At 66.9% G+C, this 22,830-nt stretch carries 22 protein-coding genes and 2 tRNA genes; 17 read left to right on the plus strand and 7 right to left on the minus strand.

What is annotated here, in order from left to right:
- Nucleotides 1–105: 105 nt before the first annotated feature.
- Nucleotides 106–1,302: an amino acid aminotransferase gene (locus tag BLR05_RS18480; protein ID WP_092837102.1), complete on the minus strand. Its 1,197-nt coding sequence runs from the start codon at nucleotides 1,300–1,302 to the stop codon at nucleotides 106–108.
- A gap of 104 nt (nucleotides 1,303–1,406) precedes the next feature.
- Here BLR05_RS18480 and uvrB point away from each other — a divergent pair, with 104 nt between their 5' ends.
- From uvrB to BLR05_RS18560, 16 genes are all read left to right on the plus strand, one after another.
- On the plus strand, nucleotides 1,407–3,497 hold the full coding sequence (uvrB, locus tag BLR05_RS18485; RefSeq protein ID WP_092837105.1) for an excinuclease ABC subunit UvrB: 2,091 nt from the start codon (nucleotides 1,407–1,409) through the stop codon (nucleotides 3,495–3,497).
- 254 nt (nucleotides 3,498–3,751) lie between these two features.
- Nucleotides 3,752–4,288, plus strand: coding sequence for a Fe-S cluster assembly transcriptional regulator IscR (gene iscR / locus BLR05_RS18490; RefSeq protein WP_092837108.1), 537 nt, complete (start codon nucleotides 3,752–3,754; stop codon nucleotides 4,286–4,288).
- A gap of 97 nt (nucleotides 4,289–4,385) precedes the next feature.
- Nucleotides 4,386–5,606 carry an IscS subfamily cysteine desulfurase gene (locus BLR05_RS18495; protein WP_092837111.1) on the plus strand — a complete coding sequence of 407 codons (1,221 nt, stop codon included), beginning with the start codon at nucleotides 4,386–4,388 and terminating at the stop codon, nucleotides 5,604–5,606.
- Nucleotides 5,607–5,645: 39 nt separating this feature from the next.
- Nucleotides 5,646–6,044, plus strand: a complete 399-nt coding sequence (gene iscU / locus BLR05_RS18500; RefSeq protein ID WP_092837115.1) for a Fe-S cluster assembly scaffold IscU — start codon at nucleotides 5,646–5,648, stop codon at nucleotides 6,042–6,044.
- Between the two features lie 6 nt (nucleotides 6,045–6,050).
- A complete protein-coding gene (gene iscA / locus BLR05_RS18505; RefSeq protein WP_092837117.1) occupies nucleotides 6,051–6,374 on the plus strand; it encodes an iron-sulfur cluster assembly protein IscA in 324 nt (107 codons plus the stop codon).
- 93 nt (nucleotides 6,375–6,467) lie between these two features.
- Nucleotides 6,468–6,986, plus strand: coding sequence for a Fe-S protein assembly co-chaperone HscB (gene hscB, locus BLR05_RS18510; RefSeq protein WP_092837120.1), 519 nt, complete (start codon nucleotides 6,468–6,470; stop codon nucleotides 6,984–6,986).
- Between the two features lie 109 nt (nucleotides 6,987–7,095).
- The gene (hscA, locus tag BLR05_RS18515) at nucleotides 7,096–8,958 is read left to right on the plus strand and encodes a Fe-S protein assembly chaperone HscA (protein WP_092837123.1); all 1,863 of its coding nucleotides are present in this window, start codon (nucleotides 7,096–7,098) and stop codon (nucleotides 8,956–8,958) included.
- A 31-nt stretch (nucleotides 8,959–8,989) separates the two neighbouring features.
- Complete coding sequence (fdx, locus tag BLR05_RS18520; protein WP_092837126.1) at nucleotides 8,990–9,328, plus strand: ISC system 2Fe-2S type ferredoxin; 339 nt, start codon at nucleotides 8,990–8,992, stop codon at nucleotides 9,326–9,328.
- 58 nt (nucleotides 9,329–9,386) lie between these two features.
- Nucleotides 9,387–10,118 (plus strand): DNA polymerase III subunit epsilon, encoded by a 732-nt coding sequence (dnaQ, locus tag BLR05_RS18525; RefSeq protein WP_092837129.1) that lies wholly within the window; start codon nucleotides 9,387–9,389, stop codon nucleotides 10,116–10,118.
- Nucleotides 10,119–10,146: 28 nt separating this feature from the next.
- Nucleotides 10,147–10,221, plus strand: a tRNA-Val gene (locus tag BLR05_RS18530).
- 44 nt (nucleotides 10,222–10,265) lie between these two features.
- A tRNA-Val gene (locus tag BLR05_RS18535) sits at nucleotides 10,266–10,340 on the plus strand.
- 142 nt (nucleotides 10,341–10,482) lie between these two features.
- Nucleotides 10,483–11,550, plus strand: coding sequence for a histone deacetylase family protein (locus BLR05_RS18540; RefSeq protein ID WP_092837132.1), 1,068 nt, complete (start codon nucleotides 10,483–10,485; stop codon nucleotides 11,548–11,550).
- Nucleotides 11,547–12,650: an NAD(P)/FAD-dependent oxidoreductase gene (locus BLR05_RS18545; RefSeq protein WP_092837136.1), complete on the plus strand. Its 1,104-nt coding sequence runs from the start codon at nucleotides 11,547–11,549 to the stop codon at nucleotides 12,648–12,650. Before BLR05_RS18540 ends, BLR05_RS18545 begins: the two co-directional genes overlap by 4 nt.
- 118 nt (nucleotides 12,651–12,768) lie before the next feature.
- A complete protein-coding gene (locus BLR05_RS18550) occupies nucleotides 12,769–13,077 on the plus strand; it encodes an ElaB/YgaM/YqjD family protein (protein ID WP_013595169.1) in 309 nt (102 codons plus the stop codon).
- 91 nt (nucleotides 13,078–13,168) lie between these two features.
- On the plus strand, nucleotides 13,169–13,564 hold the full coding sequence (locus BLR05_RS18555; RefSeq protein WP_092837139.1) for a phage holin family protein: 396 nt from the start codon (nucleotides 13,169–13,171) through the stop codon (nucleotides 13,562–13,564).
- Nucleotides 13,565–13,568: 4 nt separating this feature from the next.
- Nucleotides 13,569–13,928, plus strand: coding sequence for a hypothetical protein (locus BLR05_RS18560; RefSeq protein ID WP_092837142.1), 360 nt, complete (start codon nucleotides 13,569–13,571; stop codon nucleotides 13,926–13,928).
- A gap of 85 nt (nucleotides 13,929–14,013) precedes the next feature.
- Here BLR05_RS18560 and BLR05_RS18565 read toward each other — a convergent pair whose 3' ends face one another.
- A complete protein-coding gene (locus tag BLR05_RS18565; protein WP_092837145.1) occupies nucleotides 14,014–15,093 on the minus strand; it encodes a quinone-dependent dihydroorotate dehydrogenase in 1,080 nt (359 codons plus the stop codon).
- 34 nt (nucleotides 15,094–15,127) lie between these two features.
- On the opposite strand from BLR05_RS18565, the gene rpiA reads away from it, so the two are divergent.
- Entirely contained in the window at nucleotides 15,128–15,820 is a 693-nt protein-coding gene (rpiA, locus tag BLR05_RS18570) for a ribose-5-phosphate isomerase RpiA (RefSeq protein WP_092837148.1), read from the plus strand.
- A 60-nt stretch (nucleotides 15,821–15,880) separates the two neighbouring features.
- On the opposite strand, the gene BLR05_RS18575 is transcribed toward rpiA, so the two are convergent.
- From BLR05_RS18575 to BLR05_RS18595, 5 genes are all read right to left on the minus strand, one after another.
- Nucleotides 15,881–16,522, minus strand: a complete 642-nt coding sequence (locus BLR05_RS18575) for a glutaredoxin family protein (protein WP_092837151.1) — start codon at nucleotides 16,520–16,522, stop codon at nucleotides 15,881–15,883.
- Between the two features lie 40 nt (nucleotides 16,523–16,562).
- Complete coding sequence (locus BLR05_RS18580) at nucleotides 16,563–18,602, minus strand: M3 family metallopeptidase (protein WP_092837154.1); 2,040 nt, start codon at nucleotides 18,600–18,602, stop codon at nucleotides 16,563–16,565.
- Between the two features lie 79 nt (nucleotides 18,603–18,681).
- Nucleotides 18,682–19,533 (minus strand): bifunctional methylenetetrahydrofolate dehydrogenase/methenyltetrahydrofolate cyclohydrolase FolD, encoded by an 852-nt coding sequence (folD, locus tag BLR05_RS18585; RefSeq protein WP_092837157.1) that lies wholly within the window; start codon nucleotides 19,531–19,533, stop codon nucleotides 18,682–18,684.
- Between the two features lie 89 nt (nucleotides 19,534–19,622).
- Nucleotides 19,623–20,249, minus strand: a complete 627-nt coding sequence (locus BLR05_RS18590) for a response regulator transcription factor (RefSeq protein WP_092837160.1) — start codon at nucleotides 20,247–20,249, stop codon at nucleotides 19,623–19,625.
- A complete protein-coding gene (locus tag BLR05_RS18595) occupies nucleotides 20,246–22,819 on the minus strand; it encodes a PAS domain S-box protein (protein ID WP_092837163.1) in 2,574 nt (857 codons plus the stop codon). The genes BLR05_RS18590 and BLR05_RS18595 overlap by 4 nt, the downstream gene beginning before the upstream one ends.
- Nucleotides 22,820–22,830 lie beyond the last annotated feature (11 nt).

Genomic DNA, 22,830 nt, shown 5'->3' on the forward strand with positions numbered 1-22,830 from the left:
GCCCGGCCAGTGAAGGGAAGCATGCCGCGCCATGCGCCCCATGGAAAAAGCCGCCCGGAGGCGGCTTCCTGTCCATGCTGCCGCCTGCGGGCGGGCGCAGCCGGGTCAGATCACCTTGGCGATCGACTGGCAGACATAGTCGATGTTCTTGCTGTTGAGCGCGGCCACGCACATGCGGCCGGTATCGGTGCCATAGACCCCGAACTCGCTGCGCAGTCGCACCATCTGGTCCTTGGACAGGCCCGAATAGCTGAACATGCCGATCTGCTGCGTGATGAAGGACATATCCTGCTGCACGCCGGCGGCCTTGAGGCCGTCCACCAGCTTCTGGCGCATGGCCTTGATGCGCACGCGCATCTCGCCGAGCTCCTTCTCCCACAGGGCTCGCAGTTCGGGGTTGCCCAGCACTGCGGCCACCACCGCGCCGCCATGCGTGGGCGGGTTGGAATAGTTGGTGCGGATGACGATCTTGAGCTGGCTCAGCACGCGGGAGGCTTCCTCCTTGTCGGCGCACAGCACGGACAGACCGCCCACGCGCTCGCCGTACAGGCTGAAACTCTTGGAGAAGGAGGTGGAGACGAAGAAGCTCAGGCCGGCGGCCACGAACTTCTGGATGACCGCGCCGTCTTCGGCGATGCCGTGGCCGAAGCCCTGGTAGGCCATGTCGAGGAAGGCCGTCAGGCCCTGGGCCTTGACCGCGGCCACCACCTGGTCCCACTGCTCGGGCGTGATGTCGTAGCCGGTCGGGTTGTGGCAGCAGGCGTGCAGCACGACGATGGTGCCGGGGGCGGCGGCCTTCAGGCTGGCCAGCATGCCGTCGAAGTTCACGCCGCGCCTGGCCGCGTCGTAGTAGGCATAGGTGTCCACGGTGAAGCCGGCATTGGTGAACAGAGCGCGGTGGTTCTCCCAGCTCGGGTCGGAGATCAGCACCTTGGCGTCGGGGCTGACCTTCTTGAGGAAGTCGGCGCCGATCTTCAGGCCGCCGGTGCCGCCGATGGCCTGCACCGTGGCCACCCGGCCGGAGGTGACGGGCTCGCTGCGCTCTCCGAACACCAGCGACTTGACGGCATTGTCATAGGCGACGATGCCGTCGATGGGCAGGTAGCCGCGTGCCGAAGGCTTGTCCATCATGGCCTTTTCCGCGGCCTGGACGCATTGCAGCAGGGGCAGCTTGCCGTTGTCGTCGAAATACACGCCCACCCCCAGGTTGACCTTGTTGGGGTTGGTGTCAGCAGCGTACTGCTCGTTCAGACCCAGGATCGGGTCGCGCGGTGCCATTTCGACGGCGGTGAAGAGAGACATGGAGTTTCCTTGGGGTATCGACGAAGGATGTCGGAACGGGAGACCGGGCCTGTTGTACTCTGCCAGGTCGCCCCGATTTTAAGGGCTCCACCTTGAGCCAGCCCATGCCAAAACCCATCGAAACCATGCCGGAGACGCGCGGCGAAGGCACCCTCGTGCGCTTCCCCGATTCGCCCTTCGAGCTCTACCAGCCCTACCCGCCGGCAGGCGACCAGCCTACGGCCATCGAGCAACTGGTCGAGGGTGTGCGCGACGGCGAGGTCTTCCAGACCCTGCTGGGCGTCACCGGGTCCGGCAAGACGTTCACCATGGCCAACGTGATCGCCCGGCTGGGCCGGCCGGCGATCGTGTTCGCCCCCAACAAGACGCTCGCCGCCCAGCTCTACAGCGAATTCCGCGAGTTCTTCCCGAACAACGCTGTCGAGTACTTCGTAAGCTACTACGACTACTACCAGCCCGAGGCGTACGTTCCACAGCGCGATCTCTTCATCGAGAAGGACTCGGCCATCAACGAGCACATCGAACAGATGCGCCTGTCCGCCACCAAGAGCGTGCTCGAGCGGCGCGACGTGGTCATCGTGGCCACGGTGAGCGCCATTTATGGCATCGGCGCGCCGGAGGACTACACCAAGATGCGCTTCATCATGCGCGTAGGCGACGAGATCAGCCAGCGCGACGTGATCTCGCGCCTGATCCGTATGCAGTACACGCGCAACGAGCAGGATTTCGCGCGCGGCACCTTCCGCGTCCGTGGCGACACCATCGACGTGTTCCCCTCGGAGCACAGCGAACTGGCCATCCGCATCGAGCTGTTCGATGACGAGATCGAAACCCTGTCGCTGTTCGACCCGCTCACCGGCCGCGTGCGCCAGAAGATCCCGCGCTTCACCATCTATCCCAGCAGCCACTACGTCACTCCGCGCGACAAGGTGCTGGCGGCCGTCGATACCATCAAGCTGGAGCTGAACGAGCGGCTGTCCCAGTTCGTGGCCGAGGGCAAGCTCGTGGAGGCACAGCGCCTGGAGCAGCGCACCCGGTTCGACCTGGAGATGCTCAGCGAGGTTGGCCACTGCAAGGGCATCGAGAACTACACGCGCCACCTGTCCGGGGCCTCGCCCGGCGATCCTCCGGCCACGCTCACCGACTACCTGCCTCCCGACTCCCTCATGTTCCTGGACGAGAGCCACCAGATGATCGGGCAGCTCGCGGCGATGTTCAACGGTGACCGTGCGCGCAAGACCACCCTGGTCGAATACGGCTTCCGCCTGCCGTCCGCGCTCGACAACCGGCCGCTCAAGTTTGAGGAATTCGAGCGGCGCATGCGCCAGGTCGTCTTCGTGTCGGCCACGCCGGCCGACTACGAGAAGACCCATTCCGGCAAGGTGGTGGACCAGGTGGTACGCCCGACGGGTCTCGTGGACCCCATCGTGGAGGTCCGCCCCGCCACCCACCAGGTGGACGACGTGCTGCAGGAGATCCGCGTGCGCGTCGAGCGCAGCGAGCGGGTGCTGATCACCACGCTCACCAAGCGCATGGCCGAGCAGCTCACCGACTACCTGACCGACAACGGCGTGAAGGTGCGCTACCTCCACTCGGACATCGACACCGTCGAGCGCGTGGAAATCATTCGCGACCTGCGGCTGGGAGCCTTCGACGTGCTGGTGGGCATCAACCTGCTGCGCGAAGGGCTGGACATTCCCGAGGTGTCCCTGGTGGCCATTCTCGATGCGGACAAGGAAGGCTTCCTGCGTGCCGAGCGCAGCCTGATCCAGACCATCGGGCGCGCAGCCCGCAACCTGAATGGCCAGGCGATCCTCTACGCAGACCGGATTACCGAGTCCATGAAAAAAGCCATCGGCGAGACGGAACGGCGGCGCGCGAAACAGATCGCACACAACGAAGCCCAGGGAATCACGCCGCGGAGCATCGTCAAGCAGGTCCGCGACCTGATCGACGGGGTCTACAGCGAGAAGACGGGCAAGGAGGCCGAACGCCTGGAGCAGGAGAGCATGCGTCGGGCGCAGGTGGAGGACATGTCCGAGAAAGACGTCGCCCGCGAGATCAAGCGGCTGGAAAAGCAGATGCTGGACCATGCACGCAACCTGGAGTTCGAGCAGGCCGCCCGGGTGCGGGACCAGCTCAACCGGCTGAAGGCGCAGGCCTTCGGCGCCAGCGGTGCCGACCAGGCTGCCTGAGCAGGAGCCCGGATGGCCACCGGGAAAAGGTGACTGATGGGTTTTGTTACCCGACAAAAACAATAGGGATTTGTGCTATACTTGGGCGCAACACTCAAGAAAACAGCCCACGAAGAAGGGCTCCCATGCTCCCCGTCCACCGGGGCTTCGCGCGGGAGTGTAGGGGCGGAGACGAGCCGGCAACCTCTGCGGTCTGCCCACTGCCATCGGGTTCCGGCATTTCTACAACGGACAAGCTAGCAAAGGAGCTTGCGATGCGTCTCACTACCAAAGGCCGTTTCGCGGTCACCGCCATGATCGACCTGGCCCTCCGCCAGAACAATGGCCCCGTCACGCTGGCGGCCATCAGCCAGCGCCAGCAGATTTCGCTGTCGTACCTCGAGCAGCTCTTCGGCAAGCTGCGCCGCCATGAACTCGTCGAGTCCACCCGCGGACCGGGCGGTGGATACACCCTCGCCCGCAAGGCGGCCGACATCACCGTGGCCGACATCATCGTGTCGGTGGACGAGCCCATCGACGCCACGCAATGCGGTGGCAAGGAAAACTGCCTGGGCGATGCGGGCCGCTGCATGACGCACGAACTGTGGGCGTCCCTGAACCAGCGCATGGTCGAGTTCCTGGACTCCGTCACGTTGCAGAAGCTGGTGGACGACCAGATCGCCAAGGGCGTGCAGATCGAGGACAAGCCGGTGGTCCGCCGTGCCATCTCCACGACGCCGGTGGTCAAGCCCATCCGCGTGAACGCGCCCAACTCCGTGTTCGCCCTGGGCAACGCGTTCGCCAAATCCTGAACCCGACGGCCCGGGCGACCCCGGGGTTCGGGGCCGGCTCCGCCAGGGCCGATCCCGTCGACCACGATTCGCCAGCCAGACATTTACTGAGCCAGCCATGGACATGACACCGCATTTCCCCATCTACCTGGACTATGGAGCCACGACGCCGGTCGATCCGCGCGTGGTGGACGCCATGATTCCCTGGTTGCGCGAGCACTTCGGCAATCCGGCATCGCGCAGCCATGCGTGGGGCTGGGAAGCCGAGGAGGCCGTGGAAAAGGCGCGTGCCGACGTCGCTGCGCTCATCCATGCGGACCCGCGCGAGATCGTCTGGACCAGCGGCGCGACCGAGTCCAACAACCTCGCCATCAAGGGCGCGGGCCAGTTCTACAAGGGCAAGGGCAAGCACCTCATCACTGTGAAGACGGAGCACAAGGCCGTTCTCGACACGATGCGCGAGATGGAGCGCCAGGGCTTCGAGGTCACCTACCTGGACGTGCAGGAAAACGGCCTGCTCGACTTCGAGGTGCTGAAGGCGGCCATCCGCCCCGACACGATTCTGGTGAGCGTGATGTTCGTCAACAACGAGATCGGCGTCATCCAGGACATTCCCGCGATCGGCGCGCTGTGCCGTGAAAAGGGCGTGATCTTCCACGTCGATGCGGCCCAGGCCACCGGCAAGGTGGAGATCGACCTGCAGACCTTGCCTGTGGACCTCATGAGCCTGGCTTCGCACAAGACCTACGGCCCCAAGGGCATCGGTGCGCTCTATGTGCGCCGCAAGCCGCGGGTGCGCCTGGAGGCGCAGATGCACGGCGGCGGGCACGAGCGCGGCATGCGCTCCGGCACCCTGCCGACGCACCAGATCGTCGGCATGGGCGAAGCCTTCCGCATCGCCCGGGAAGAGATGGCGCAGGACCTCGCCAAGGTGCGGGTGCTGCAGAAGCGCCTGCTCGACGGCCTGACCGACATCGAGCAGGTGTTTGTCAACGGCGACCTCGATCGCCGCGTGCCGCACAACCTCAACATCAGCTTCAACTTCGTCGAAGGCGAATCGCTGATCATGGGCATCAAGGGGCTGGCGGTGTCTTCGGGCTCCGCATGCACCTCCGCGAGCCTGGAGCCCAGCTACGTGCTGCGCGCGCTGGGCCGCAGCGACGAACTGGCGCACAGCAGCCTGCGCATGACGATCGGCCGGTTCACGACCGAGGAGGAGATCGATTTCGCGGTGTCCTCCATCCGCCACAACGTCGCCAAGCTGCGCGAACTGAGCCCCCTGTGGGAAATGTACAAGGATGGCGTGGACATCAGCTCCATCCAATGGGCTGCCCACTGATCCCGGCAGCCGCGAAGAAGTGAAAGGCAGGTAGAAATCATGGCTTACTCCGACAAGGTCATCGACCATTACGAAAACCCCCGCAATGTGGGTTCGTTCGACAAGAGCGACGATTCCGTGGGCACCGGCATGGTGGGCGCTCCCGCCTGTGGCGACGTGATGAAGCTGCAGATCAAGGTGAACCCGGACACCGGCGTGATCGAGGACGCACGGTTCAAGACGTACGGCTGCGGTTCGGCCATCGCGTCCTCGTCCCTGGTCACCGAGTGGGTCAAGGGCAAGACGCTGGACGAAGCGGCGGCCCTCAAGAATGCCGAGATCGCCCAGGAACTGGCGCTGCCCCCGGTCAAGATCCATTGCTCCATCCTCGCCGAGGATGCGATCAAGGCGGCCGTTCAGGACTACAAGGCCAAGCACTCGGCCCTGGCGGGAGCCTGACCGGCCATGGCGATCACTCTCACGGAAGCCGCAGCGCGGCACGTCAGCCGGTACCTGTCCCGCAGGGGCAAGGGCCTGGGCGTGCGCCTGGGGGTGAAGACCACCGGTTGCTCCGGCCTCGCCTACAAGCTGGAGTATGTCGATGCGCCCGAGCCCGAGGACGTGATCTTCGAGGACCACGGCGTCAAGGTGCTGATCGACCCGAAGAGCCTGGCTTACATCGACGGCACGCAGCTGGATTTCGTGCGGGAAGGGTTGAACGAAGGTTTTCGCTTCAACAATCCCAACGAGCGCGACCGCTGCGGCTGCGGGGAAAGCTTCCGCGTCTGAACTGTCCGGCACTCCGGGCGTTTCTGCCGGCGTTGCCCGGCATGGACCACGACGAACCGCCATCGCAGGTGTGCTGGCGGTTTTTTTCTTGACATGAACCTGCAATCCGACGATTTCGAGCTTTTCGACCTGCCCAGGCGCTTCGCGCAGGAGCGCCCGGCGATCGATGCCCGCTGGAAAGCCCTGCAGCGGGAGGCCCATCCCGACCGTTTCGCGGCGCAGGGGGCTGCGGCCCAGCGGGTGGCGATGCAATGGTCCGTGCGCATCAACGAGGCCTACCAGCGCCTGAAGGATCCGGTCCGCCGGGCAGCCTATCTGTGCGAGCTCCATGGCGCGCCCATCCAGGCGGAAGACAACACGGCCATGCCGGCGGCATTCCTGATGCAGCAGATGGAGTGGCGCGAAGCACTCGACGAGGCCGCCGACGGTGCTGCCATCGACCGCCTGGCGTCGGAAGTGCGGCAGGTCCGTGGCGACGCGCTGGATCGCTGCGGCGATCTGATCGACGTGCGCCAGGACTATGCCGCCGCGGCGGGAGCGGTCAGAGGCCTTATGTTCATTGAGCGCTTTGCGCTCGACGTCGATCGCCGCCGGGAGCAACTGGAACAATAGTCTCCTTGCTCCTTTCGCAGGCCCGCGTGGCCTCGCGCGTTTCCCATTTCCCGGACCGGCCCGCACCGCGCGATACGCCTTTCTGTCCGGCTTGCCCGTTACCACCACCATGGCGCTTCTGCAGATTTCCGAACCCGGCCAGTCCCCGAATCCCCACCAGCGCCGCATCGCGGTCGGTATCGATCTCGGGACCACCCATTCCCTGGTCGCCGCCGTGCGCAACGGTGCCGCGGAGTGCCTGCCGGACCCCGAGGGCCGCCTGCTGCTGCCGTCGGTCGTGCGCTACCTGCCCCAGGGGCGCCGGCAGATCGGCTACGCCGCGATGGATTCCCGGTCGGAAGATGCCGCCAATACCCTGGCGTCGGTCAAGCGCTTCATGGGCCGGGGGCTCAAGGACATCGACCATCCCGAGCGCCTGCCCTACGCATTCGTTCCCGGCCATGAGGGCGACATGGTGGCGATCGACACCGTGGACGGGGTGAAATCTCCCGTCGAAGTGAGCGCGGAGATCCTGGCCGAACTGCGCCACCGCGCCGAAGACACCTTCGACGATGACCTGTACGGAGCGGTAATCACCGTGCCGGCCTATTTCGATGATGCACAGCGGCAGGCCACCAAGGATGCGGCCCGCCTGGCGGGCCTGAACCTGCTGCGGCTCATCAACGAGCCCACGGCCGCGGCCATCGCCTACGGCCTGGACAATGCCAGCGAAGGCGTCTACGCGGTCTATGACCTGGGCGGTGGAACGTTCGACATTTCCATCCTGCGCCTGACGCAGGGCGTGTTCGAGGTCATCGCCACCGGCGGCGATTCCGCGCTCGGCGGCGACGACTACGATGCAGCCCTGGCAGAGTGGGCTCTGCAGCGGCTGGGCATCCAGGCCGAAAGCGCGCAGGACAAGGCGGCTGCGCGCATCGCCGCGCGGGCCTGCAAGGAAGGGTTGACGGCCGCGCAGAGCGCGGTGTTCTCGGCGTGGATCGGCGGGAACGAAGTCCGTCTGGAAGTGCGCCGCGACGAATTGGATGCCCTCACATCGGCGCTGACGGAGCGCACGCTGGCTGCCGTCCGGCGCGCCCTGCGGGACGCCCGCCTGTCGCGGGAAGACATCCAGGGGGTGGTGATGGTCGGGGGCTCCACGCGCATGCCGCAGATCCAGGCCGCGGTGGCCGCGTTCTTCGGCACGGAGCCGTTGAACAACCTGAATCCGGACGAGGTGGTCGCCCTGGGCGCTGCCATCCAGGCCCACCAGTTGGCCGGCAACGACCCGGCGGGCGACATGCTGCTGCTGGACGTGATCCCGCTGTCGCTGGGCATCGAAACCATGGGAGGGCTCGTGGAGCGCATCATTTCGCGCAACGAGACCATCCCCACCGCCAAGGCCCAGGATTTCACCACCTACAAGGACGGCCAGACGGCCCTGGCCATTCACGTGGTGCAGGGCGAGCGGGACCTGGTCGCGGATTGCCGCAGCCTGGCGCGTTTCGAGCTGCGCGGCATTCCGCCCATGGCGGCAGGAGCGGCACGCATCCGCGTCACCTTCACGGTGGATGCCGATGGCCTGCTGGGCGTGAGCGCGCGCGAGCAGAGCACGGGCGTGGAGGCGCGGGTGGACGTGAAGCCGTCCTACGGCCTGTCCGACGACCAGATCGCGCGCATGCTGCAGGAAGGCTTCGCCACGGCGGGCGAGGACATGCGTGCCCGTGCGCTGGTCGAGGCCGGGGTGGAAGCGGACCGCATGATCATGGCGACCCGCACCGCCCTGGACGCCGATGGCGACATCCTGCCGCCGGCCGAGCGGCAGGCGATCGATGCGCTCGTGCAGGCGCTCGAAACGCTGCGCGGGCATGACGACGCTGCTGCCATCGACGCCGCCACCCAGGCCCTCGCCAAGGGCACGGAAGCCTTCGCCGCCCTGCGCATGAACCGGGGCATCCAGCAGGCGCTGGCCGGCAAGAGCGTCCAGAGCCTGTGATACCGCAACATTCTTCAAGCCAGTCCACGCCATGCCTGTCATCAAGATACTGCCCCATCCCGAATACTGTCCCGCCGGCACGGAGGTGAACGCACCCGCCGGAACGTCGATCTGCGAGGCCCTGCTGGACAATGGGATCAAGATCGAGCATGCCTGCGACATGAGCTGTGCCTGCACCACCTGCCACGTGATCGTGCGGCAGGGCTACGAGTCGCTCAACGAAGCCGAGGAAGAGGAAGAGGACCTGCTGGACCGCTCCTGGGGCCTGGAGCCGCAGTCGCGGCTTTCGTGCCAGGCCATCCTGGCGCAGAAGGACGTCACGGTGGAGATCCCGAAGTACACCATCAACCATGCCAAGGAGAACCACTGATGCAGGCCCATGTCGAATCCCGCACCGTCGGCGCCGCGGTAACCGCTGGAGCCCCGGCATGACGCGGCAGATCGTTCTCGATACCGAAACCACCGGCCTGTCGGCCGAGGGGGGCGATCGCATCATCGAACTGGGCTGCGTGGAATTGCTGAACCGCAAGCTCACGGGCAACAACCTGCACCTGTACTTCAACCCGGAGCGCGACAGCCACGAGGACGCGCTGAAGGTGCACGGCATCAGCAACGAATTCCTCAAGGACAAGCCCAAGTTCGCGGAAGTGGTGGACGAGATCCTGGAGTACCTCCAGGGCGCGGAAATCATCATCCACAACGCGGCCTTCGACGTGGGCTTCCTGAACAAGGAACTGGAACTGACGGGTCGTCCGGCGTTCACCAGCTACGTCGAGAGCGTGACGGACACGCTGGTGATGGCCAAGGAGATGTACCCGGGCAAGCGCAACTCGCTGGACGCGCTGTGCGACCGGCTCGGCGTGGACAACTCCGGCCGCACGCTGCACGGGGCGCTGCTGGATGCGGAACTGCTGGCCGATGTCTATATCAACCTGACGCGCGGCCAGGATGCGCTGCTCATCGCCGACGACGCGCAGGAGGGCGACGAGACTGCCATGCGCCTCGCGCCCGTGGATCTTTCGGCCTTCACGCTGCCGCTGCTCCTTGCCAGCGCGCAGGAACTGGCGGCGCATGACGAAGTGCTGGCCCAGATCGACAAGGCCAGCGGCGGCAAAACTATTTGGAAAATTTCCTCGGACAGCCAAAAAGCTATGCCATAATCATGGGCTGCCGCAACAACGGCAATTGGGGTGATTAGCTCAGCGGTAGAGCACTGCCTTCACACGGCAGGGGTCACATGTTCGATCCATGTATCACCCACCAGTTTCCATCCGGATGGACTGCCTCGCTGGCGGTTCTTCCGGAACGGGTGATTAGCTCAGCGGTAGAGCACTGCCTTCACACGGCAGGGGTCACATGTTCGATCCATGTATCACCCACCATTCCAGACCCCCTGCAGGCCTTGCCTCCAGGGGGTTTTGTTCATGGTGCGCGCCTCGCCGACAGGCGCGGTCCCTGGAGCAGTGGTGCTCGCGGGCTCCTCGGCCACAATCCGGCTTTCTTCCTGCTACGAGCAAGCCTGCCGTGATCGTCTACCACAACCCCTCGCACCGTCTCCACGCCCCGGTCCATGAGTTCTTCCGGGGCGAGCGTGTTGCCTGCTTCGAAAAGCCCGACCGCGCCGATTACGTGGAAGCCCGGCTGCGCCAGCAGGGTTATGCGCTGCGTGCTCCGGACACCGACAGCCAGGCCGTCCTGGCGCGTGTGCATGCGCCGCGGTACCTGCGCTTCCTGCAGGACGCGTGGCCGCAGTGGCTGTCGCTGGATGCGCGCAATGCCGGCGTGCAACCGTTCCCGTCCGTCTGGCCGGTGCGCACGCTGCGCGACGATGTCGAGCCCGAGAATTTCGTCGCGCGGCTGGGCCTGTATTCCATGGACAACGGCTCGCCCCTGTCCGAAGGCACCTGGGCTGCCGCCAAGGCAGGCGCGGATGCGGCCGCGAGCGCAGCGGCCGCGGTGGCGGCGGGGGCGCGCGCCGCATTCTGCTGCACCCGTCCGCCCGGCCACCATGCCGGGCCCGACTTCATGGGGGGATACTGCTTCCTCAACAACGCAGCCGTGGCGGCCCAGTGGCTGCTCGATGCCGGCACCGCCCACCGCGTGGCCGTGCTGGATGTGGACTACCACCATGGCAACGGGACCCAAAGCATCTTCTACGAGCGCTCCGACGTGATGTGCATCAGCATCCACGGGGATCCGCGCACCGAATATCCGTTCTACCTGGGGCATGCCGACGAAACCGGCTCCGGGCCTGGCGCAGGCTTCAACTTCAACCTTCCACTGCCGGCCGGAACCGCCTTTCCCGACTGGCTCGGCGCACTCGACCGGGCCTGTGCGCGCGTCGCTGAATGCGGTGCGCAGGCGCTGGTTGTGCCACTGGGCCTCGACACGTTCGAGGGCGATCCGATCTCGCGCTTTACGCTGTCGTCGCCGGATTTCATCGAGGTGGGCGCCAGGCTGGCAGGCCTGGGATTGCCGACGGTCTTCGTGCTCGAAGGCGGGTATGCGGCCGCGGAACTGGGCGTGAACGCGGTCAACGTGCTCCAGGGCTTCGAGCGCGTGGCGGACGGCGCCCAGGGAGTGCGGCCATGAGCGACACGATCGAATGCGTCGTGATCGGGGCGGGCGTGGTGGGTCTCGCGGTGGCCCGGGCGCTGGCGATGGAAGGGCGGGAAGTGCTCGTGCTGGAGGCCGCGTCGGCCATCGGCACCGGCACGAGCTCCCGCAACAGCGAGGTCATCCATGCGGGCATCTACTATCCGCAGGGCTCGCTCAAGGCACGGCTGTGCGTGCGGGGCAGGGAGCTTATGTATACATACTGCGCGCAGCGCGGAGTGCCCCATCGCCGGAGCGGCAAGCTCATCGTCGCCACGTCGCCCTCGCAACTCCCGTCGCTGGACGGAATCGCGGCGCGCGCTGGGGCCAACGGTGTGTCCGATCTGCAGCGCCTCGGCCGCGATGAGGCCGTGGCGCTCGAGCCGGCCCTCGAATGCGCCGGAGCGTTGCTGTCGCCGAGCACGGGCATCGTGGACAGCCATGCGCTCATGCTGGCGCTCCAGGGCGACCTGGAGCACGCCGGAGGCATCGTCGCGCTCAATGCCGCATTCGCCGCGGCGCAATGCGGGCCGGACGGCATCCTGCTGGAGGCTGCAGACGGCACGCAACTGCAGGCCCGCTGCGTCGTGAATGCGGCCGGACTGCATGCTCCGGAGGTCGCACGCCGTTTCGCGGGCATGCCGCATGCAATGGTGCCCCTGGCCCATTACGCCAAGGGAAGCTATTTCTCGCTCTCCGGCCGGGCACCGTTTTCTCGGCTGGTCTATCCCGTGCCGGAACCTGCGGGCCTCGGAGTGCACCTGACCCTCGACCTGGGAGGGCAGGCGAGGTTCGGTCCGGACGTGGAATGGGTCTCGGACAGCGACGATCTGGCGGTGGATCCTGCCCGGGGTGAAGCGTTCTATGCGGAGGTGCGGAAATACTGGCCTGGCCTGCGGGATGGGGCGCTCCAGCCCGCCTACGCGGGCATGCGTCCCAAAGTCCACGGGCCGCATGAGCCGGCGGCGGACTTCCTCATCCAGGGACCCGCGGTGCATGGCGTGCCCGGGCTGGTGCACCTGTTCGGAATCGAATCGCCCGGGCTCACCAGCTGCCTTGCGATAGCGGAATACGTCACGGCCGCTGCGCGTGGCTGATCGCTCTGCCGCGGGCGGCGGCTTCGTGCTTCATGGGGGCCGGTAATATGGGACATCCGCCTACAGCCGACCTGGGAGGGGCGGATTACCTTTGGGTTCTGCTATGAAAGGCTTGTTTATGACCTCTGCATCCGAAACCTTCTCCAATGCACAACAAGAACTGGAAAAGCTCGTCACCGATCTGCGCGGCCTGCTGTCCAACAAGGACCTGGACAGCGTTCCGGAAATCCGCCAGTTGCGCCGCCGGCTGGACGATGGCGTGAACACGGTGCGTGATTCTGCGGTCCGTGCGGCGCAGGAGGCCGCCAGCCAGGCGAAGGAAGCAGCCCGCGTGGCAGACCGCTACGCGCACGACGAGCCGTGGCGCGTTGCCACCGCCGCGCTGGCTGCAGGTGCCCTGGTCGGCTTCCTGCTCGCCCGGCGTTGAGCAGAGCCGGCGCCCGCCACGCCGGGCGTTGCCGTCTCCCCCGGCTGGGCGCATGCAGTGCCTGGCCTGTTCACTCCATTGAAAGGTCCTCATGAATTGGTTGGCGCTGCTGGGATTGGAAGGGTGGGTTGCGCGCATACGCGCAGCCACCATTGAAGGTGCCATCGCCGCCGAGGATCGTTGGGATCTGGCCCGCCTGGAATGGGCCGAGGAAAAGCGCCGGCTGGCATGGATCGTGGTGCTTGTTGTGGCCGCTGCCGGCCTCACCGTGATCGCTCTCATCCTGCTGTCCCTGGCCATCATGGTGCATTTCTGGGATTCGCCCGATCGCGCCATGGTCGCCTGGATCGTGGCCGGCACCTGGCTGGCGCTGTGGGCGGTCACGCTGGTCAGCCTCGTGGCCACCGCCAGGCAGGCCGGCAACGCTTTCGCGCTCACGCGCCGCGAGCTGCGCGAAGACTGGCGGCAGATCAAGGAAAGGCTGTAATCCGATGTCCGCACCGCAAGCTTCCACGGCCGCCGAGACCGACTTCCGGCCCGCGCTCGGCGACCTGCACGCCACCCCCGAACAACGCAAGATCCTCGAGCGCATCGCGCTGCAGCGCGAGCGCCTGCACAGTCGCCGCATCGCGCAGCGGCAGGCTGCCGACCTGCGTGCCCAGCAGGGTGCGGAAGGCGCCCCGCGCCCGCTGGATCCGGATGCCCCCCTGCTCGAGCGGGTGGTGTGGTTTGCACGGCATCACCCTATCGTGGTGGTGGCTGCTGCCGGAGCTGCGGCTGCCGTTGGCCCATCGCGGATCATCCGCTGGGCTGGCGTGGTGATGCCGATCATCATGAAAATGAAGCGCTGAACGGCCTTGCCAGGCATCCGCGCGGGCGGTTTGCCAGAGGGGCGGGAGTTGCCCGCAGAACCCTTCGGATGGCTCTCCGATGCGCTCAGGCCGCCCGGGGCAGGGCGCGCAGCGCCTTGGCGACCTGGGTTACCAAGGCCGGGCCTCGGTAGATCAATCCGGTATAGATCTGCACCACGTCGGCACCTGCGCGAATCTTCTCGACCGCGTCCTCTGCGCTGAGGATGCCGCCGACCCCGATGATGGGAAAGTCCTTGCCCAGGGCATGCCGCAACTGCCGGACAACGCGGTTGCTGGCTTCCCGGACGGGCGCGCCGCTGAGGCCCCCGGTTTCCTCCGCGTGGCGCAGGCCTTGCACCGCATCGCGCGAGATGGTGGTGTTGGTGGCGATGACGCCGTCCATGCCGTGGCGCCGCAGGGTGGATGCGATGACGGTGACCTGCTCCTCCGCCAGGTCGGGCGCGATCTTCACGAAGATGGGCACACGGCGCGGCTTCCCCGTGGCCTGTTCATGCTGCCGGGCCAGGGATTCCCGCCGCTCGGCGATGGCCCCCAGCAGTCCGTCGAGTGCTTCGTCGCTTTGCAGGGCGCGCAGGTTCTGTGTATTGGGGGAGCTGATGTTGACCGTGACATAGTCGGCATGCGGATACACGCCTTCCAGGCAGAGCAGATAGTCGCTTGTGGCCTGCTCGATCGGCGTGGTGGCGTTCTTGCCGATGTTGAGACCCAGGAGCATCGGGCGCGTGCCTGGACGGGTGTGGTGGTTCGACTGCCGCACGTTGTGCAGGAAGGCGTCCAGGCCTTCGTTGTTGAAGCCGAGGCGGTTGATGAGGGCGTTGGCTTCGGGCAGCCGGAACATGCGCGGCTTGGGGTTGCCGGGCTGTGCGCGCGGGGTGACGGTGCCCACTTCGACGAATCCGAATCCCATGGCGCCGAGTGCGTCGATGCAGCGCGCGTTCTTGTCCAGGCCCGCGGCCAGGCCCACGCGGTTGGGGAAGGTGAGGCCCGCGAGCTGGACTGGATCGGAGACCTGCTCGCCGCTCCATGCCCACTGCAGCGGCGTACGCTGGCCGCGCGCCAGCATGTCCATGGTGAGCTCGTGGGCGGCTTCGGCATCCATGCCGAAGAGGAAGGGGCGGGTGAGGGCGTAGGGGATCAGGGACATGGGGATAATTCGGGCTTCACTCCCATTCTCCCCCATGACCACTCCTGCATCCCTTTCCCAAGATGAACTCAAAGCCCTGGTGGGCCAGGCCGCGCTGAAGTACGTGGTACCCGGCGACATCGTCGGCGTCGGTACCGGCTCGACGGTGAACCAGTTCATCCAGGCGCTGGGTTCGATGAAGGACGCCATCCGGGGCGCGGTGTCGAGCTCCGAGGCCAGCACGCAACGGCTGCGTGCGCTGGGCATTCAGGTCTTCGACGCCAACGAGGTCGAATCCCTGTCGGTCTATATCGATGGCGCGGACGAGATCGATCCGCGCGGCCACATGGTCAAGGGCGGCGGCGCCGCGCTGACCCGCGAAAAGATCGTCGCGGCCCTGGCGCGGCAGTTCGTGTGCATCGCCGATGCGTCCAAGCTGGTGGAGACCCTGGGCCGGTTTCCGCTTCCGGTGGAAGTGATTCCCATGGCGGCGCAGCAGATCGCGCGTCGGTTCGCCGGGCGGGGGGGACAGGCTTTACTGCGCCGTGTGGCGAACGGCCAGCCGCTGGTCACCGACAACCAGCAGCACATCCTCGACGTGACGGGGCTGTCGATCCAGGATCCGCTGGCCTTCGAGTCGGAAGTCAGCCAGTGGCCCGGAGTGGTGACCGTGGGCGTCTTCGCCCACCAGAAGGCCGACGTGGCGCTGATCGGAGCGCCTGAGGGCGTCCGGACCCTCACTTACTGAGGAGGCAGCCGGCACGCTCGGCCTACGGCGGTTGCGTGCCGCCAGCGATGCGCGCCAGAACTAGAACTGGATGCCGGCCGGGTTCGCGGGAGAAGGCGTGGGCGGCGCAGCTGGCCGCTGCACCGGAGCGGGCGCCGCCGCAGGCGGTGCTGCGGGGGCTGGCGTGGCGGGTTTGGCGGTGACCAGGGGCGCTGCAGGCGGACGCCGGTAGTTCGGTGGCAGCTGCGATTGCCTGGGGTACCCCGCGGCATCGAGGTACTGAGTCCATTCCGTGTCCGAGAAGCCGCTCAGCTGCTGCGACCCGATCGTGGCGGAGGGCAGGCTGGTGGCGCCGCTCAGGCGCTGCAGGGCCTCGGCGTCCTCATTGGTATTCACGGTGCGCTCGGTGAAGGGCACGCCGCGGCCCGCCAGCAGGTTGCGTGCACTGGTGCAGGGCGCGCAGTCATTGCCGGTGTAGAGCGTGACGGGAAAGCGGGAAGCGACCTGCTGCAATTCATAGGGCAGGCCGCCGGAGGGGTTTCCGGCAGGCCTGCCATTCACTGTCGCCGGCCCCGTCTGCGCATCCGGCGCCCGGTCGGAGAACGTCACCTTGCCGTCCGGGCCGACGATGCGGTAGACGTTCTGGGCAGACGCGGGCAGGGCGGCAGCCGCGCTGGCCAGGCACAGCGCAGCCAGGCGGGCTGCGGGGGGCAGGGATGGCATGGGAACGTGTCTCCTTGGGGCGCAGACGTTGTGGGGGGCGTCAGGCGGGCTGGGCCATGCCCTGGTGGCGCAGCAGGGCATCCAGGGAAGGAGCCCGTCCCCGGAAGGCCTTGAAGGACTCCATGGCCGGGCGGCTTCCGCCGACTTCCAGGATGGCCTGGCGGTAGCGGGCACCGGTTTCCGTGCTCGGCAGGCCGTCGGCGCCGGCGGTTTCCTCGAAGGCGGCATAGGCGTCCGCGCTGAGCACTTCCGCCCACTTGTAGCTGTAGTAGCCGGCCGCGTAGCCGCCCGCGAAGATGTGGCTGAAGGTGTGCGCACTGCGGCTGAAGGTCGGCGGCTGCAGCACGGCGACTTCCTTGCGCACCCGGTCGAGCAGGGGCATGAAATCCTGCGAGGGATCGTGCTCGGTGTGCAGCAGCATGTCGAATAGAGCGAACTCGATCTGCCGCAGCGTGGCCATGCCGCTCTGGAAGTTCTTGGCGGCCAGCATCTTGTCGAAGAGTTCGCGGGGCAGCGGGGCGCCGGTATCCACGTGGGCGGTCATGTGCCGCAGCACATCCCACTCCCAGCAGAAGTTCTCCATGAACTGGCTGGGCAGCTCCACCGCGTCCCACTCGACGCCGCTGATGCCGGAGACGTCGCGCTCGTTCACCTGCGTGAGCATGTGGTGGAGTCCGTGGCCGAATTCGTGGAAGAGAGTGATCACGTCGTCGTGCGTGAGCAGCGGCGGCTTGCCTTCCACGCCCGCGGCGAAGTTGCACACCAGGTGGGCGACGGGCGTCTGCAGCCGGCCGGTGTCCGGGCGCAGCCAGCGCGTGCGCACGCCGTCCATCCAGGCGCCGCCGCGCTTGCCGGTGCGGGCCGGCTGGTCCAGGTAGAACTGGCCGACGAGTTCGGTCCCGCGCTCGATGCGGTAGAACTCCACGGCGCGATTCCAGACGGGCGCGGTGTCGCGCCGGATGGCCACGTCGAAGAGCGTCTCGACGATCTTGAAAAGGCCGGCCAGCACCTTCGGCGCTGTGAAGTACTGCTTTACCTCCTGCTCGCTGAAGGCGTAGCGCGCTTCCTTGAGTTTCTCGGAAATGTAGGGCCAGTCCCAGGACTGCGGATCGGCGATGCCCAGGTGCTTCGCGGCGAAATCGCGCAGGTCGGCGACGTCCCTTTCCGCGTAGGGCCGCGCGCGCCGGGCGAGGTCGCGCAGGAAATCGATGACTTCCCGGGGCGAGTCCGCCATCTTGGCGACCACGGACACCTCGCCGAAATTCGCGTAGCCCAGCAGCCGTGCCTCTTCCTGGCGCAGGGCGAGGATCTCGCGGATCAGCGCGGAGTTGTCGAAACGGCTGGCATCGCCCTCGGCCTGGTCGGACGCGCGGGTGACGTAGGCGCGGTACAGCGTTTCGCGCAATGCGCTGCTTTCGGCGAACTGCATCACGGGCAGGTAGCAGGGCATCTTGAGGGTGAGCTTGCAGCCTTCCCTGCCGTCCGCCTGGGCGGCCGCGAGCGCGGCCTGGCGCACATCCTCCGGCAGTCCGGCGAGTTCGTCCTCGCGGGCGTAGTAGGCGAAGGCATCGGTGGCATCCAGGGCGTTCTCGCTGAACTTCTGCGACAGCTCCGCCTGCCGCTCCTGGATCTGCGCGAAGCGCCCCTTGGCTTCGCCCTGCAGCTCGGCGCCGGAGAGCACGAAATTGCGCACCGCGTTCTTCCAGGCCTGGCGCTGTTCCGGATTGAGCGTGGCCGGGTCGATGGCCTTGTACTTCGCGTAGAGGCGCTCGTCGGCCCCCAGGCGCGTCCAGAACTCGGTCACCCGCGGCAGGACCTCGTTGTAGGCCGCGCGCAACTCGGGCGTGTCGGCGACGCTGTTCAGGTGGCTGACATCACCCCATGCGCGGCCCAGTTCCTCGATCGCGACGTCCAGCACGCGCGAGATGGCGTCCCAGGTGGCGGGGAAGTCCGGGGCCGTGACGGTGTCCAGGGAAGTGTTCGCGCGCGAGAGCAGGGCGTCCATCGCGGGAGCCACGTCGGCGGGCGCGATGCGATCGAACAGCGGGAGGTCTTGGAAGTCGAGGAGTGGATTGCTCATGCGCGTTCAGATGGCGGCGGTGACGATGGGTTCAAGCGGCGTGCGCAATCTCTTCGATAGCCTGGCTCGATGGTGCCGGTCAGCCGGCTGCGCGTTCTGCCGCCTCGAGGGTATTCATGAGCAGCATCGTAATGGTCATGGGACCGACCCCGCCGGGAACGGGGGTGATGTGGCCCGCGACCTCGCGCACGCCCTCGAAGTCCACGTCGCCGCAGAGCTTGCCTTCGTCGTTGCGGTTCATGCCCACATCGATGACGACGGCGCCAGGCTTGACCATGTCGGCCGTCAGCACGTTGCGCCGGCCCACGGCGGCGACGATCACGTCGGCCTGCAGCGTCTGGGCCTTGAGGTCGGTGGTGCGGGAGTGGCACATGGTGACGGTGGCGTCCCGGGCCAGCAGCATCAGCGCCATGGGCTTGCCCACGATGTTGCTGCGGCCGATCACCACGGCGTGCTTGCCGCGCAGGTCGTAGCCGATGTGTTCCAGCATCTTCATGCAGCCATAGGGCGTGCAGGGCCAGAAGCCGGGCATGCCGGTCATCAGGGCGCCGGCGCTGGCGATGTGGAAGCCGTCCACGTCCTTGGCGGGCGAGATGGCCTCGATGACCTTCTGCGCGTCGATGTGGGCAGGCAGGGGCAGCTGCACCAGGATGCCGTGGATGGCCGGGTCGTTGTTCAGCGCGTCCACGCGGGCCAGCAGTTCGGCCTCGGTCATCGCGGCGTCGTACTTCTCGAGTACCGAGTGCAGGCCGCTTTCCTCGCAGGCCCTGACCTTGTTGCGCACATACACCTGGCTGGCGGGGTTGTCGCCCACCAGCACGACGGCCAGGCCCGGTGTGGTGCCGCGTTCCTTGAGCAGCGCGGCGCGGCGGGCCACGTCGGCGCGGAGTTGTCGGGAAAGGGCGTTGCCGTCGATCAGTTGGGCGGTCATGGCGGGAAGGGAGCTTCGGTGCGTTCGGTGCGAAAAAGGCCGCCGGCCCCGGCGGTCTGCCGGTTGCGGGGCGGCCGGTGCGGAGGCGGTCAGGCCTTGGGAGCGTTCTGGCCCAGGGCGATCTTGAGCAGGTCGGCCACGGTATTGGCGTTCAGCTTTTCCATGATGTTGGCGCGGTGCGCTTCCACGGTCTTGATGCTGATGCCCAGGTCGTCGGCGATCTGCTTGTTGAGGCGGCCGGCGACGATGCGCTCGAGCACCTGCGCTTCGCGCCCGGTGAGCTTGGAGAGCAGGGCGTCGCGGCTGGCGGCCTGCTGGTGGCCGGCGAAGGACTCGCGGGCCCGGTCGAGCATGCGGTCCACGAGGCTGACGAGTTCGTCCTCGTTGAAGGGCTTCTGGATGAAGTCGAGCGCACCCTTCTTCATGGTGTTGACGGCCATGGGCACGTCGCCATGGCCGGTGATGAAGACGATGGGCAGGGGGGACTTGCGTTCGAGCAGGCGGTCCTGCAGTTCGAGCCCGGTCATGCCGCCCATGCGGATGTCGACGATCAGGCAGGCCACTTCGCGCGGGTCGTAGCGCGACAGGAAGGATTCGGCGGAGTCGAAGCAGCGGACGCGGTAGTCCTTGCCCTCCAGCAGCCATTGCAGCGAGTCGCGCACGGCCTCGTCGTCATCCACGACGTAGACAGTGCCTTTTTTGGGAGTCAAACTCATGCGGGAGTCCTTGGGGTAGATGCTTTTGCTACAGAATTCGTAGTGTCATCCGCAGGCTGGGCCAGCGGAAGCCAGAAGGAGAAGCGGCAGCCGGTGACCTCCGGTCCATTGTAGATGTTCTCTGCCTGCATCCGGCCCTGGTGCGATTCGACGATGCTGCGGCACAGGTTCAGACCGATGCCCATGCCTTCCTGCTTGGTGGAGAAGAAGGCCTCGAACAGGTGTTCGAGCACCTCCGGGGCCAGGCCCTTGCCCGTGTCCTGCACCGCGAATTCGATGCCGTCCTGGCTTTCCAGCGGGCGCGGCACCACGCGCAGTTCCACGCTGCGGCGGGCCGGCGGGCGCCCGGCCTGCTGGATGGATTCCGCGCCGTTCTTCATGAGGTTGATGAGCACCTGCTCGATCAGGATGGTGTCGGCCATTACGGGCGGCAGGCGCGCGGCGACGTAGTGGGTCAGCCGCACGTTGTGCCGGCGCAGTTCCATGTCCGCGAGCTCCACCGCCTCGCTGACCATGTGCTGCACGTCGGCGAGGGTGCGGTTGGGCTCGCTTTTCTTCACGAACGCCCGGATGCGCTGGATGATCTGGCCCGCGCGCTGTGCCTGGTGCGCGGTCTTCTCCAGTGCGGAGAGCAGGGCGTCCTCCGTGATCTGCTGGCTCTTGATGCGCGAGACCATGCCGCTGCAGTAATTGCTGATGGCGGTGAGCGGCTGGTTCAGTTCGTGCGCCACGCTGGAGGCCATCTCGCCCATGGTGATCAGGCGGCTCACGGACTGCGCGCGCTCGGCCTGGCGCGCGGCCTGTTCCTCGGCCTGGCGGCGCGGGGTGATGTCGGTGGCGATCACCATCTGCGCCAGGCGGCCGTCCACCCAGTTCAGGTAACGGGAGCGCACTTCCAGCCATTTGCCGAGGTCGGGCAGGTAGATCTCGGCGTTTTCCGAGCGCGCGTCGGTGAGCGTGTCGGTGGGCAAGCCCATGAGGGCATCCTCGTCGTCCATGCTGCCTGCGCTGGAACTGCCGGCCGGCAGGACGCCCGCTTGGGCGACAAGCTGCAGGTGCCCGCCGGTCTGCGAGCCGAACCACTGGCGGTACAGCTTGTTCGCGAAGAGCAGTTCCTCGCTGCCCAGGGGGGCGACGGAGACGGAGGCGTCCAGCGATTCCAGCACGATGGTGAAGCGTTCATGGGACGCCGTAAGCTGTTCCCGCACGCGGTTGGGCTCGGTGATGTCGGTCATCGAGGTCATCCAGCCCGTCTGCTGGCCGTGCGCGTCGATGAGCGGCGACACGTACAGGCGCGCGTCGAACAGGGTGCCGTTCTTGCGCTTCACCCGCACCTGGAAGCCCCCGACCGTCTGCTTGCCGCTGAGTTCGTCGCGCAGTTTCGAGTGCAGTACCTCGTGGTCGGCCTCCGGCCAGTAGGTGTAGGGCGGGGACTGGCCGATCAGGTCCTCCGCGTTCCAGCCGGTCATCTGGCAGAAAGCGGCGTTCACGTAGGTCATGCGGCCGTTCATGTCGAGCGCGCGCATGCCGGTGACCATGGAGTTTTCCATGGCGCGGCGGAAGTTGGTCTCGGCCACGAGTGCTTCCTGCGTGCGCAGTCGCCGGCGCGTATGGCGCCAGTTGGCGATCAGCATCCAGGCCGTCATGGCGCTCAGCGTGCCGACGAGCCAGAAGAGACCGCTGCCCACCACCCCCAGGGAAGTGCGGTAGGCCTGGGCGCGCAGCACGAGGCCGTTGCCCACGGGAGAGACGAACACTTCATATTGGTTGGCGCGGGTGGCCCAGGGCTGCCAGGGCGAAGCGCGTCCGCGCGGCGGCAGGGGCGTGCCTGCCAGCAACTGGTCGCGGCCGTCGAGCATCGTGACCGCGTAGCGCGCGAGCACTTCGGTGGGCGTGCCGTAGCGCAGCAGGCTGTCCACGGAGTATTCGGCCAGCACCACGCCCGTGAACTTGCCTTGCGCCACCAGAGGCACCTGCAGTTGCAGCAGGGGCGCCGCCTCGCCGCGGCCCGGGTCGGCCATGGGCTGTGCATACACGGGTTGCTGCAGATCGCGTGCGATGCCGAAGGTGTCGGCCGTGTCGCCATTGCGCAGCACTTCGCCTGCCACGCGCAACTGGCTGCTGGGCAGCGTGGGCGCCGCATGGCTGGCGCGGATGCGGCGGCGGTCGTCTATCCAGGTGATGGCCTGCAGCTCGGGGTACTGGCTGATCAGGCCTTCCGCGCGCGATACGAAATCGGTGCGCTCGAGGTCCTGATTGGAGAGGTCGCGCGCGATGCGCATGATCTGTTCCTGGCGCTCCAGCAGGCGCAGGCGCACGCGCTGCTGCGCGTATTCGACGTCGCGGCGCAGCGCTTCCTGTTCGCGTTCGCCTTCCTCCGCGCGAAGGTACCAAAAGGCCGCCACGATCGCGGCAAGGAACATGAGCACGGCGGCCAGCGGCGCCAGGGCCGCCAGGCGGTCCTGGCGGGTGGGAGAGAGGCTGCGCCACCAGGTGCGCCACCAGCGGGCCGGCGCGGTGACCACGAAAGGCTCTGCCGGGGCAGGGGGCGCGGGGGAGGTGCGGTCCATGCCCGCGAGTG

It is taken from the genome of Paracidovorax cattleyae (genome assembly GCF_900104515.1).
GTDB classification, from domain to species: domain Bacteria; phylum Pseudomonadota; class Gammaproteobacteria; order Burkholderiales; family Burkholderiaceae_C; genus Paracidovorax; species Paracidovorax cattleyae.